General features: G+C 57.9%; 9 protein-coding genes. All 9 read right to left on the minus strand.

Annotated elements, in window-relative coordinates; genetic code table 11:
- Positions 1-80: 80 nt before the first annotated feature.
- The 9 genes from DW821_RS06240 to DW821_RS06280 all read right to left on the minus strand — a co-directional run bounded on the left by DW821_RS06240 (position 81) and on the right by DW821_RS06280 (position 13,094).
- Complete coding sequence (locus DW821_RS06240) at positions 81-1,064, minus strand: DMT family transporter (RefSeq protein ID WP_117634248.1); 984 nt, start codon at positions 1,062-1,064, stop codon at positions 81-83.
- Between the two features lie 201 nt (positions 1,065-1,265).
- Entirely contained in the window at positions 1,266-3,455 is a 2,190-nt protein-coding gene (locus DW821_RS06245) for a YhgE/Pip domain-containing protein (protein ID WP_118066094.1), read from the minus strand.
- A complete protein-coding gene (locus tag DW821_RS06250; RefSeq protein ID WP_233553019.1) occupies positions 3,456-6,230 on the minus strand; it encodes a YhgE/Pip domain-containing protein in 2,775 nt (924 codons plus the stop codon).
- Between the two features lie 413 nt (positions 6,231-6,643).
- Complete coding sequence (gene htpG, locus DW821_RS06255) at positions 6,644-8,668, minus strand: molecular chaperone HtpG (RefSeq protein WP_118066098.1); 2,025 nt, start codon at positions 8,666-8,668, stop codon at positions 6,644-6,646.
- Between the two features lie 202 nt (positions 8,669-8,870).
- Positions 8,871-9,371, minus strand: a complete 501-nt coding sequence (locus tag DW821_RS06260; protein ID WP_118066100.1) for a GNAT family N-acetyltransferase — start codon at positions 9,369-9,371, stop codon at positions 8,871-8,873.
- Between the two features lie 38 nt (positions 9,372-9,409).
- Positions 9,410-10,060: a tyrosine-protein phosphatase gene (locus DW821_RS06265; RefSeq protein ID WP_022094060.1), complete on the minus strand. Its 651-nt coding sequence runs from the start codon at positions 10,058-10,060 to the stop codon at positions 9,410-9,412.
- Positions 10,061-10,077: 17 nt separating this feature from the next.
- Positions 10,078-10,815: a CpsD/CapB family tyrosine-protein kinase gene (locus DW821_RS06270; RefSeq protein ID WP_118066102.1), complete on the minus strand. Its 738-nt coding sequence runs from the start codon at positions 10,813-10,815 to the stop codon at positions 10,078-10,080.
- Positions 10,816-10,817: 2 nt separating this feature from the next.
- Positions 10,818-11,474, minus strand: coding sequence for a YveK family protein (locus DW821_RS06275; protein ID WP_055250503.1), 657 nt, complete (start codon positions 11,472-11,474; stop codon positions 10,818-10,820).
- Positions 11,475-11,669: 195 nt separating this feature from the next.
- Entirely contained in the window at positions 11,670-13,094 is a 1,425-nt protein-coding gene (locus DW821_RS06280; RefSeq protein ID WP_118066104.1) for a cell wall metabolism sensor histidine kinase WalK, read from the minus strand.
- Positions 13,095-13,097 lie beyond the last annotated feature (3 nt).

Here is a 13,097-nt window from a genome sequence, read left to right on the forward strand (position 1 = left end):
ATGCGGCGCGCTGCGCGCCCCGCACAGGCTAAAGCCTTTAATAAAAAATGCCGCCCCGGGAGGGCGGCGCAACAAGTTGTTTACAATTGCGGGCGCGGCTTTCGACGCAAAAAATCGAAGTGAGTCTCGCTCAAGATAATCGACAGGAAGATGAGCGCAAAGCCGGCGAGCAGGCGCGAGGTGAGCGCCTCCCCCATCAGCAGCACCGAGAACAGCACACCCGAAGGCGACTCCATCGAAAGGAGCAGCGAGCCCGTCGAGGCCGGGACATGCGCCAGGCCGACGTTTTGGATGAGCAGAGCCGCGCATGTGCAGCCCACCGAGAGAAACGCCATCGCACTGATAAAGCTCGGCGTCCACACGGACAGAGGCGCTTGGGTCTCGAATAGCAGCGACGTTGCCAGGCTCAGCACGCCGTTGCCCACAAACATCCAAAACGTGATGACGTTGATGTCCATTTTGCGACCGTACTTGGCAGTCACCGCCATCTGGATGGCGAAAAAGGCCGCACCCGCCAGCGTAATGACGTCACCAATGTTGAATTCAACGCTATCGAGTGCGACGAGGCCAATGCCCGCTAGGCACAGCAGCGCGGCACCCAAGTTGTAGCGCGTGAGCTTTTCGCCGCTCAGGAAATAGCTCGCGAACGGCACAAGGATGCAATACGTGCCCGTCAAAAAAGCATTCTTGCCCGCCGTAGTATGTGCCAGACCGACCGTCTGCAACGCATAGGCCGCCCACATGAGCACGCCCATACTCAGGCCAACGATCAGGTTGCGAGCGTTGAGGTGCGCGATGATGCGCTTGTGGAAGACGGCAAACATGACCAACGCTGCGGGCAGAAAACGTACATAGAGCAGCGCGAACACCGGAATGGTGCCGAGTGCGTCCTTCATAGTGGTAAAGGAGTAGCCCCAGATGACCGCCACCGAAAGGAGCAGAACCTTCCAGAACAGCGGAGAGCGTGCGCCGGCGCCCCGGGGAATACCGCCCGCGCCCAAATCCTCACGGGCTACTGGGCTATCGGGCAAGTTTTCGATTTCGTTGGCAGCGTATTGGGCCATGGAACATCCTCACACTCAATCTGGGCGTGGTGTCCGCACGCGTATGGCTGCGTGCCGCCTCATGGTCAAATAAAAACGGGACGCGCCGGACCCCCGGCACGCCCCGCTACTGTAGCAACAACCGGTGTTGCATCGCAATCCAGCATAATAAAGTATCAAACTGGAAGATCTCGATGTTCCGACGGCGTTTACCTGGCTGAACTAGATCAACTTAGTCGACTCCAGCTTTTCGATGATCCAGTCGTTGGCTTTGATGACCGGGCGGCGGAAGACGACGCCAAGGGCCAGCGACGGAATCAGGTAGCTCGCCAGAATGCCCAGCTCAATCCAGTACTCCATATGGTAGGCACCGGCCATGGCAGCGTGCATGGCGTTGATGCCGTGGGTAAACGGCAGGAACGGGTAGATCGCCTGGAACACGGGGCCGGTCATCTCGATGGGGAACGTACCGCCTGAACCGCCGACCTGCATGACCAACAGCACGACAGCGAGCGCCTTGCCGATATCGCCAAACGAAACCGTGAGCGTGTAGACGATATTGGAGAACACGAGACTCGCGACCCAGCCCGCCAGCACAAACTGCAGCGGGTTGTCGCATTGGATGCCAAAGAACAGGATGTCGCCCGCGCACACGAGTGTCGCCTGCAGCAGGGCCAGACCTCCAAAGAACAGGTAGCGGCCCAGGTAGATCTCGTGCAGGCGCACGGGGATCAGCTCGTTGATGAGCTCATCGTCAACCGATACCTTCATCATGGCCGCCAGCACGATCGAGCCGACCCACAGCGACAGGATCGTATAGAACGGCGCCATGGCCGAACCGTAATTGCGGATCGGATAGACCGGCTTGCGGTCGAGCGCGACGGGGCCGGAAAGCGACACGGCCAAACCCTCGGGATCGTTGCCGATCATCGTCTTGATCGTGGCAAGGTCGTCCGACATCAGGGCGCCATCGAGCTCGTCCTTAAAGGCGCTGATCTTGTCCGATGCCTCACCCAGCTGATCAGAAGCCTTGTTGACCAGCTTTGCAGCCTTGGAGAGGCCCTTTGCCAGCGAACCGGATGCGTCGGTCAGACCGCTCACAGCGCTATCCAAGTCACCCGAGATACCGTTCAGGGAATCCAGAACGCCCGAAATGGTCTTCTTGAGCTCCTTGGCCTTAACCGAGAACGTGGAATCGTAGTCGGACTTGGCTCCCGAGATACCCGCCTTGGCATCGGCGATGGCCTGGTCGACCTCGGCACGCGAGTTGTTGACCTCCGCCATGCCGTCCGAAAGGGACTTTGCGGTCGCCGTCAGGTCCTTCGCATTGTTGCGGTACTCCACGGCAATTCTGCCCAGCGACGTCGCAGCGGACTCGAGACCGTCTTTGAGCTTGTCATCACTCACCTGGTCGGCAAGGTTGCGGAGCTGATCGGCCATCGCATCGATATCCTTGGCGCGCGCATCGAGGGCCGCAGCGGCATCGTTGAGTTGGGACACCGTAAGGTGCACATGCTGGTTTGCGGTGCCCAATGCCTTCGCAAGCTCGGCGGATACGTTGTCGAACGAGCCCGCGCTTCCGTCAATCGCCGCGTCAACGACATCGTTGGCGGCCTTGAGCGCTTCCTTGGAATCATTGATGCCGCTCTTGGCGTGCTCCATCAGCTGCTTCGTCGACTCGTCGACGGTGCCCGTCTGCTTGAGCATGCCGCTCGCCGACGTCAGCGAATCGGACGTGGAGCTCAAAATGCCCGCAAGCGACGTTGCGCTGGCCTGAACGTCCTGCAGGTCCTGGACCGAATCACCGAGCGCCGAGGACAGATTGGCGATAAAGTTGCTCACCTGGTCGGTGCTCATATAGTCGAGCAGGCTGGACACGGTTTTAAGACCGATGGTCGTGATGGTCTTGGTAAAGGTCTCATTCACCTGGCTCTGGACGGCGCTCGAACCCTTTTCGGTCACGATCTGGGCGATGGCGTTGGCCTTCTGGTTCTCGTAGAACTCGATATCGGCGTGCTTCACCTCGGTCGAGAAAAGCGTCATCATGTCGGCGCTAAACGTTTTAGGGATAACGACGGCAGCGTAGTATGCGCCCGACTTAACGCCCTCAATCGCCTTATCGCGGTCGTTGAGGACGACCCAGTCGAAGTTCTCATTGCCGCGCAGGGTGGCGGTTACGTTTTCGCCCACGTTGACCTCGACGGGAATCAGATCACTCTCGTAGCCCTCGTCGGTGTTGACCACTGCAATCTTAAGGTTGCCGGTATTGCCGTAGGGATCCCAGCTGCCGGCGATGTTAAACCATGCATAGAGACACGGAACGATGATCAGGCCCATCACGACGACCATGCCGATCACGGAGCGAGACACGTTTTGGACATCACGCTTAAACAGGTGCAGGATGTTCTTCATTTATGCCTCACCTCCTTTGGAGTGCTTGCCGAGCGGGGTGGTATCCCCGTCGTTTCCGTTTACGTTGTCAACGCCGTCGGCATCATGAGCTTTACGATGCGCACCGATATGCGGCAGACGGCTCGTGGGCTGTTCGCTGTCCTTGGTGCCCCGCTCGCTGGCGTTGAGACCAAACATGCGACGAGCGGCAGGAATGGCAGCCGTGTGCTCGCGCATTTCACGGCGAAGATCCTCGTCCGAAAGCGCCGAGATACGCATCTGGGTATTGAGGCTCGCACGGATGTACTCGATGTTGATGAGCCAGCCACAGATGGCGATAACCGAAATGATCCAGATAACGAGCAGGATGATCTTGCCGTTATTGTCGATATCGAGCACCGTCGAGAGCACAAAGAGCAGAACCTGCACGCCTACCACGGCGGCAAAACCGCCCTTGATGTAGTACGGGTAGCGATGCTCAAACGCCACGGCATGATCGAGCAGCTCGCGACGGTACGAATCCGAATCGAGCATGACGCGCATGGCCGTGCGCAGCGAATAGCGCTGGCGCGGCAGGTCGTTGGACTCGCAGATCATGAGGCCCGTCGTGGAAAGCTGCTTATCAAAGAGCAGGTTGAGGTTGAGCAGCAACGGGCGCAGCTGCAGACCGATAAAGAGCGCGATGATAAGGAACACGCCCAGAATGCACAGGTTGAACAGGTAGTTGAACGAGTACATGCCGCCGACGGTCTCGCGCAGCAGGTTGATGCCATAGGTAAAGGGCAGCAGCGGATGCAGCCACTGGAAGAAGCCGGGCATCATCTCGATAGGATACATGCCCGACGAGCCGGGGATCTGCACAATGACGAGGATGACGCCAATGGCTTTACCGATATGCTTAAAGGTGGTGGACAGCGCGTAGATGATGTTGACGTAGGCGAACGAGATAGCGATGCCGCCCAGCACAAAGAGCAGCGGATTGACGCACTGAACGCCAATGACCAGGTCGCCCACCGTAACGATAATGGCCTGGAACGCGCCCAGGATCACCAGCAGCAGCCAGCGGCCAAAGTAGCCCTGACGCGCTGTAAAGCTACCGATGCCCTCGCGGTCGACCTCGAGCTTGTAGATGGCGATGAGCACATAGCCGCCTACCCACAGCGCCAGATTGGTGTAGAAGGGCGCGATGCCCGAGCCAAAGCTCTTGACCGGATAGATTGACTTGGACGTCAGCTCAACCGGAGATGCCATGAAATCTGCCACGTCATTGACGTCGACGTCCATGAGGTCGGCTAACTCGCCCATAGACTCAGAGGTCTGCAGCGCCGCGATGTCGTTAGCGGCGGTTGCAAGCTTGTCCTGGACCTTGGCAAGGGAGACGTCGGTTTGGGCCAAGGTGGTCTTGGCCTGACCGAGCGTGGCATCGAGCTGCGAAAGCGTACCGCGTGCACTTGCAATGGTAGGCGTGAGGCCAGATACGATTCCCGTCAGATCGCCCGAGACGGCCGCAAAGGAATCGAGCGCGCTCGAGGCCTTCGGCAGCGCGTTTTGACCCAGGTCCGTCTGGGCCTGGCCAAGGTTGGTCGCACCGGTCTGAATTGCGTTATTGATAGCGTCGCTGGCGCCCGAGACAGCCGCGGCATCATTTGCCATGGCGCTCGACTGCGCGGACAGACCGTCCTTAACGCTCTGAAGCTTTTCATTCTGCTCTCGAAGCAAATCGATGGTCGCTACAATGCGCGCGTCAATTTCCTTGGAACCCGTCGACGTGTCATTGACGAGAATTTCCAAGTGCCCGATAACGGCCTTATTGTGATCGATCGTTGCCTGGAGAGACTCGAGCGAGTTATCGATGCGGGTGGTCGTAGATGTGACCGTGCCCGTCAACTTGCCGATGGCAGCATTCGCGGAAGCCGACGTCTTGGTGAGCGCAAGGCTGCCTTCCGAGAGCGCCTTGGAGAGCGAGGCGATGGAGTTACCCGCCGTGGCGCGAGCCTCGCCCAGCAGGTCGTTGCCCTGGGAGATCGCCTGCGTCAGCGACGGCGCCTGACCCTGCAGACCGGCAAGTGCTGCATCTGCTGAGTCAATGGAACCACTCGTCTTATCGATGGCGGCATTCATGTCGCCAATCGAATCGCGTACCTCGCCCAAGGTATCGGATGCCTCGGACACCGAGCTTGCCAGCGAATCCTGAGTCTGGGTTGCCTTGTCCTTTAAATCGACTCCGGCATCCTTGGCAATACTGGCAACGGTCTCGCCCACCGTGGAGACAAACTCCGAGTTGATCTGCTCCTCGATGGTGTTGGCACCGGTATCGGTGACCTTGGGCGCAATGGCGCTCTTCTTCTCATTGGCGTAGTACGTAAGCTTGGGCTGATGGTAGTTGCCGTCGAGCATCGAGACCAGATTGTCGGAGAAGTTCTTGGGGATTACGATCGCCGCGTAGTATTCCCCGCTCTCGACGCCCTCTTTGGCATCGGCGGCCGAATCGACGAAGGTCCAGCCCAGCTGATCGTTTTCCTTGAGCTGGTCGACCACCTTATCGCCCGCATTGAGCTCGCCCACTAGGTCGTTCTGGGTGCCCTGATCGTTGTTGGCGATAGCGATTTTAATGCCCTGGGTGTTTCCATATGGATCCCAGTTAGCCACGATGTTGTACCAAGCGTACAGCGAGGGGATAACGCACACGCCCAGGGTAACCACCAAGGCGACGGGGTTCACAAGCAGTCGCTTAATGTCGCGCTTGAATATCGCAAAGGAGACCTTTGCATCGGATAGTTTGCTGCCGAGACTCACGCTTGGACCATCCATCCTGTCGTTGAATCAAATCGTACTATCAAAAACCATTGTACGTAGGCGCTTTAGCGTCTCGAAGCACAATGGTATTGAGTTTTGCGGGTAGCAATATACTACGAAGATGAGTTAGTGTACAGTTGTACAGTATCTTTAATATCAGCAGGTCATAAAACCACAACCCGCACAAATTAGCAATTCAAGTAGTCATTTAAGAACATCCTCAACGACCACCCATAACAACGCCGATGTTTTGTCGCAGACAGCGAAAGCCCGCCAGAGCGAGCAAGGTGCCTTGAAACGAGGCGGCATTGACCTTCTGGTCATGCCGCCGAAGTTGAAAGGCAGATTGCCGCTCTGGCGGGCTTGCAGCGTCGAGCAGTTACGCGGTTTGGTAAAACCGCGTAACTACCTAGTTACATAAGCTCACAGACAGCCGCCGCGAAGGCAACGGGGTCCTCGGGGAGGATACCCTCGACCAGCAGGGCCTGATCGTAGAGCAGGCCGGAGTACTGCTTGATCTTGTCGGCGTCACCTGCCTTCTGGGCAGCGACAAGCTTGTCAAAGACCGGGTGCTTGGCGTTGAGCTCGAGCACGCGCTGGCTCTTGGGCATGCCGTCGGGCGCACCCTCGGGTCCCTTCTGGAGCACCTTCTCCATCTCGAGCGAAAGCGGGCCCTCGGTGGTGATGCAAGCGGGGGCATCGGTCAGGCGCGCGGAGACGGCAACTTTCTCGACCTTGTCACCGAGCGCCTCCTTCATAGCGCTAAAGAGGTCCTCGTTTTCCTTGGTGGCGTCCTCGGCCTCCTTCTTCTCGTCCTCGGTCGCCAGATCAAGATCGCCAGTCGCAACGTTCTTGAGCTCCAGATGACGATCCTCGACCTCGGGCTCGGCACCGTCGGCCACGGCCTTTTCGGCAGCCTCGCGGGCGGCGTCGTCCTCGTAGATCTTAGGCATATCGGCGGCAACGTACTCACTCATAGCCTGGAACGTGAACTCATCCACATCCTGCGTCAGCAACAGCACGTCATAGCCGCGGTCGAGCACGCCCTTTACCACGGGCATCTTGGCCAAGCGCTCACGCGAATCGCCGGCGGCGTAGTAGATGGCCTTCTGGTCCTCGGGCATACCCTTGGCATACTCGGCCAGGGTAATCATCTTCTGCTCCTTGGCAGACCAGAACAGCAGCAGGTCGGCGAGCTCATCGGCCTTCATGCCATAGCTCGAGTAGATGCCGTACTTAAGGCCGCGGCCAAAGTTCTCAAAGAACTTCTCGTAGGCCTCGCGGTCGTTGTCGCGCATATCCTCAAGATCGGCGGTTATCTTCTTTTCCACACGCTTGGCGATGGCCTTGAGCTGACGGTTCTGTTGCAGCGTCTCACGCGAAATATTGAGCGTCACGTCGGCAGAGTCCACGACACCGCGCACAAAGTTGTAGTAGTCGGGCAGCAGGTCGTCGCACTTCTCCATAATCAGAACGTTGGAGCTGTAGAGCGCCAGGCCCTTCTCGTAGTCCTTGCTGTACAGATCGAACGGGGCGCGGCCCGGCACAAACAGCAGGGCATCGTACTCGAGCGTGCCCTCGGCATGAAAGCTGATAGTGCGCGCGGGATCGTCAAAGTCGTGGAACGTGGACTTGTAGAACTCGTCGTAATCCTTCTGCTCAACGTCGGAGCTGCGCTTTTTCCAGATCGGCGTCATGGAGTTAATGGTCTCGAGCTCCTGATAGTCCTCGTACTCGGGCTTGTAGTCGTCACCAGCGTCCTCGGGCTTGGGCTTCTGGCGGCTCTTGCTCACCATCATCTGAATCGGGTAGCGCACATAGTTGCTGTACTGCTGAATCAGGCTCTTGAGGCCCCACTCGGTCAGGAAGCGATCGTAGGTCTCGGCCTCGCCGTCGGCATCGAGCTTCTCGTTCTCGCGCAGCGTCAGGATGACATCGGTACCGTGCTCGGCGCGCTCGCCGTCCTCGATGGTGTAGCCCTCAAGACCGTCGGATTCCCACACATGGGCGACATCCTCGCCATAGGCGCGGCTGACGACCTTCACATGGCTGGCGACCATAAAAGCCGAGTAGAAGCCCACGCCAAACTGACCGATGATGTCGACATCGGAGCCCTGCTGCTCGGCGTTCTCGGTCTTAAACTCCTCGGAGCCGGAGTGGGCGATGGTGCCCAGGTTGCGCTCGAGCTCCTCAGCGGTCATGCCGATGCCGTTATCCGAAATCGTGATGGTGCGGGCATCCTTATCGAAGGAGACGCGAATGGCCAGGTCGCCCTGGTCGAGCTTAACGCTCGGATCCTGCAGGCTCTTAAAGTTGAGCTTGTCGACGGCGTCGCTCGCGTTGGAGATAAGCTCGCGCAGGAAGATTTCCTTATTGGTGTAAATGGAGTTGATCATGAGGTCGAGCAGTTTTTTGCTCTCGGTCTTAAATTGACGCATGTGCAGTCCTTTCGCGCTACCCCTGCCCGCAAAAACGGCCCGGTTGCCCGAGCCGCATCGCAGACCTGCTATGTTCAGACTTAGATTTTATAACCCATTAGCGCGCATATATACATACGGAATCGAAAAACTGTATGTCCGAGCGCTCTGATGCGCCAATTGCCAAGGAGTGTCCCAAACTGCCGGCAGGAAAGGAACGTCCCTATCTGCCATCTACGCGCTTGGCCATCCAGGCATGAGGCTGGCCTTCATCCTCATAGTCCACCGGGGCAATCTGCGTGTAGCCCGCCTTGACATAGAGCGGTAGCACGTATTCCTGAGCATGCAGCTTAATGAGCTTGGCACCGGCATCACGCGCGGCGGCATCACTGGCCTCGACAATCTTGCTCGCCAGACCGCGACGGCGCATGCTCGGCAGCACGGCCACGCGCCCCATAATGTAGGTCTCCCCCGCCGCGACACCTTCGTCCAAGTCGCACGCCGGCGACACCGGAGCCTCTGCGTCAGCCGCGCGCTCAAGCTCTTCGGGAAACACGCGCGAGCAACCGGCAAGCTCGCCGTCTACATAGAGCGTCACATGAATGCAGTTCGGATCCTCGTCGATAGCGTCGAACTCATTCTCGTAGCCCTGCTCGTCCATAAAAACGACGCGGCGCACCAACGCCGCGTCATCAAAGCATCCCGTCTTAAGTTGGATATCCATGCTGCCCTTTCATTCAATGCGAACGTTAGGGACAGATTTTAGCGAAAATGAGCTCCGCGCACGCTAAACTTCGCGCGAGCCTTCGCCAGGCAATCGTAATGACCCACGTTATGGGCATCGCTCGCGATGAAGCTGTACAGGTTCTGATCGAACAGGCGCTGTGCCGGCTTTTTCTCGCGACCAAAGCGACCGCCGGCAATAAAGTCCGCCGAAGCTTGCAGCTTGCAGCCCATATCGACCAGGCGCTCCGCCACGCTTACATCCTTTTGAACCGCACGATAGCGCTCAGGATGAGCGATGATCACCTGGTAGCCACGGCACTGCAAATCGTAAATCGTGTTCTCGTACTCTCTAAACGCATACGCATCGGCATGCGTCGAAAGCTCGAGCAGAAACTCGTTGGTCCCATCGAAATGCAGGTGCTCCGCGGCATCGATACCAAGCTCAACGAGCTTTCGATGGTTGACCTCGAAGCCCATCTGAAGCGGAAAACCGTCAGCGTTATCGCGCAGTAGCTCAAAGGCATCCCACATCTTGTCGTAATCAAAATAGGGATCACGGCAGTGAGGAGTGCAAACGATTCTGGTTACACCGGCCCGCTTGGCAGCCTCGAGCATCGCCAAGCTCTCATCAAGATCGGCGGCGCCGTCGTCTACACCCGGCAAGATATGGCAATGAATGTCACGCATAGGTCGGCCTTAATCAACTAAACGTTTGCTCGGTTGGTGAAGATGCCCTTTTTGGAAGTGCCCTGATTGTCGGAGCCCTTCTTAACCTTCTTACCGTCCTTGGTGTAGTAAGAATAGTAGTACTCGCTGGTCTCGGTCTCACAGTAATTCATGACGGTACCGATGAGCTTGACCTTCTCGGACTTCTTAAGCTGGGCGATAGCGTTGAGCGCCTCTTCGCGCTTGGTAAAGTCCTCGCGCACCACGAACAGCGTGCCGTCGGTCAGGCTGGCAATCTCGGCAGCATCGATAAAGGTGCCGACCGGAGGAGCATCGAAGATGACGTACTGGAACTTAGCAGACAGTGCCTTTACCAGCTTGGCAAAGCGGTGAGAGACGATGATATCGGCAGGATTGGGAATGTGCGGCTCGGCATCGAGGAAGTAGAAGTTCTTCTGACCCGTCTCGACAATTGCCTGGTCAATGGAGATCTGCTCGGAAAGGACCGCATAGAGTCCGCCGCGCGAACGAACGCCGAGCATATCGGAAAGGGACCTGCGGCGCATATCGGCCTCGACCAGGAGCACGGACTTGCCGCTCGTGGCGATTGCCTGAGCAAGGTTAATGGAAACCGTAGACTTGCCCTCGTTGGGAATCGAGGAGGTAACGGTGATGGTGCGAATGGGGTCGTCCACGCTCGCAAAGCGGATATTGGCCAGAAGGGTCTTGGCGGCATTCTGTACAACGAGCTTATCGGTGTTCTTTGCCTTAGCCATGCCTATTTACCACCTTTCATAGCCGGAATTCGGCCAACAACGGGAATACCCAGGAGCTCTTCTGCCTCTTCGGCACCGCGGATGCGGGTATTGAGCATGTCTGCCAAAACGACATAGGCAACTGCGATAAAGATACCGGCGAGGAACGCGACGGCAATATACAGCGTACGCTTGGGGCCGCTGGGGGCTTCGGGGGTCTTAGCCTCGTCGATAACGTTGATGCTCTGGGCAGCGCCGACGTTCTGAGCGACCGTACTCACCGAGCTGGCAATGGCCTTTGCGACCTCAGCCGTCTCCTTGGCATCGGTACCGGTAACCGAAAGCGTAATGACACGCGTGGTGGTCTCGGAGGAAACAGACACCTTGTAGTCATCCAGATCGGTGAGGCCCAGTTCTTTGGCGGCGCCGCTCTTAACGCTATCGCTATCAAGCAGCGTGGCGATATCGTTGGAAAGCATCTGGCTCGCCGAGAGATCGTTGTAGCTCATCTGACCGCTATCGTCGGTCTTGGCGAGAATGTACATGCTCGTCGTCGCGGTATAGGTGTTGTCCATCGCAACGAAGGACACGATGCCCATGGCGATCGCGCAGACCACCGGAAGGGTGATGACCAGCTTGAGGTGCTTTTTGAGCAGCTGGAACAGTTCGAGAAGGGTCATGCAGCTTGCCTTTCATTTCCCCAGTTCGGATTGACAAAACTGTCCGTATGTTATCGCATCTTTTTACCGAGACCAAACTCTATACATAAGAAACAGGCTCTCCTGTAAAAATGACGGAAGCAATCGTAAAATTGCACAACAACGCCGCACCCGAAAGTCCGATGCGGCGTCTACATCAATATCTATGTTGTATCGCTATGCGAATGGCTCGTCCTGCTGTATGGGAAACGTCACCGTAATGGTGGTTCCCACGCCCAACTCGCTCGACAGATCGAGCGTGGCGTGATGATACAGGGCCGCATGTTTGACAATGGCAAGCCCCAGGCCGGTTCCGCCGCGTGCCTTGGATCTACTCTTGTCCACGCGATAGAACCGCTCAAATACCTTGCCCTGTTCTTCAGGCGCGATACCGATTCCCGTGTCGGCGACCGCGAGGAACGGATGACCTTCGTCGTTGGTGCCGCACTGCAGCGCAACCATACCGCCGGGTCGATTGTAGCGGATGGCGTTGCTTGCCAGATTGTAGATGAGCTCGTCAATCAAGCGCGACACGCCTTCGATGACCACAGGCTTGGTCTCATGACTTATCGTCACATTCGCTTGACGGGCGACCTGTTCAAGACGCTGCTCAACCGTGTAGATGGCACGCGAGAGCTCAATAGGCTCCGTGGACCCAATGGGCACCGCCTCGCCCTCAGTCGCACGCTCGGCCTCGTCCAAGTTAGACAGCGTAAGGATATCGTTGACAAGCGCTGCCAAGCGGCCCGCCTCACGATAGATACGACCGCCAAAGTTGCGCAGGTCATCCTCGCCCTCAACCATGCCGTTTGCGATGAGCTCGGCATAGCCCGAAATCGCCGTAAGCGGCGTCTTGAGCTCATGAGTGATATTCGCCGTGAACTCGCGGCGCATACGGTCGTTGTCCGCTAGCACCGCCATTTGGCGCTTGAGTTCCTGGCGCTGCGACTCGATACGCTCAAGCATGGGGACCATCTCGGCATAGGCGTGCTCATAGCTACGGCGCGGGTGGTCCAAATCCACCTCTTGCAACGGCGCGATGATGGCACGGGACTCGCGGCGCGCCATGAAAAACGAGAGTACCGCACCCGCTGCTGCGATAAGCAGCATCGGCGCCAGCATCGACAGCAAAATCGCCGCAACGCCAGGCTGGGCCTGCGCCAAGCGAACGACCTGGCCGTTATCAAGGGTGACGGCGCGATACAGCATAATCTCGTCGAGTGTAGAGCTTGCGCGCTCCGCGGAACCCGAACCACTCTCAAAGGCCTCGATGACCTCGGGGCGATCGCCATGGTTGGGCAGTGTGGAAGGCGACGCCTCGTTGTCGTAGGCAACCGATCCATCCTTGTTAATCAGCGTGATGCGTAAGTCCTCGCGATCGAGGCTACGCAAGAACGGGATGGGCTCCTGCTGCTCGTCGAGGGCGGCAGCAATGAGCTCGGTTTCCTGCGCCAGATTGGCACTCGTGGCATCCGCCAAGGTGTTTTGCACAAAGAACGCACCCAGCACCGTAAACGCCACGATAACCGCCATGGCGCAAACAAAGATCGTCACAAAAACGCGGTGCGATAGCGTTTGTTTTCCCTGGGGGGCGAAGACCACGGG

The organism is Collinsella sp. AM33-4BH, from assembly GCF_003469205.1.
Classification (GTDB): Bacteria; Actinomycetota; Coriobacteriia; order Coriobacteriales; family Coriobacteriaceae; genus Collinsella.

Bases quoted from the DNA above. Each gene is read 5' to 3' on its own strand.
- DW821_RS06240 (WP_117634248.1), bottom strand. From the start codon at position 1,064: ATGGCCCAATACGCTGCCAACGAAATCGAAAACTTGCCCGATAGCCCA.
- htpG (WP_118066098.1), bottom strand. From the start codon at position 8,668: ATGCGTCAATTTAAGACCGAGAGCAAAAAACTGCTCGACCTCATGATC.
- DW821_RS06245 (WP_118066094.1), bottom strand. From the start codon at position 3,455: ATGAAGAACATCCTGCACCTGTTTAAGCGTGATGTCCAAAACGTGTCT.
- DW821_RS06270 (WP_118066102.1), bottom strand. From the start codon at position 10,815: ATGGCTAAGGCAAAGAACACCGATAAGCTCGTTGTACAGAATGCCGCC.
- DW821_RS06265 (WP_022094060.1), bottom strand. From the start codon at position 10,060: ATGCGTGACATTCATTGCCATATCTTGCCGGGTGTAGACGACGGCGCC.
- DW821_RS06275 (WP_055250503.1), bottom strand. From the start codon at position 11,474: ATGACCCTTCTCGAACTGTTCCAGCTGCTCAAAAAGCACCTCAAGCTG.
- DW821_RS06260 (WP_118066100.1), bottom strand. From the start codon at position 9,371: ATGGATATCCAACTTAAGACGGGATGCTTTGATGACGCGGCGTTGGTG.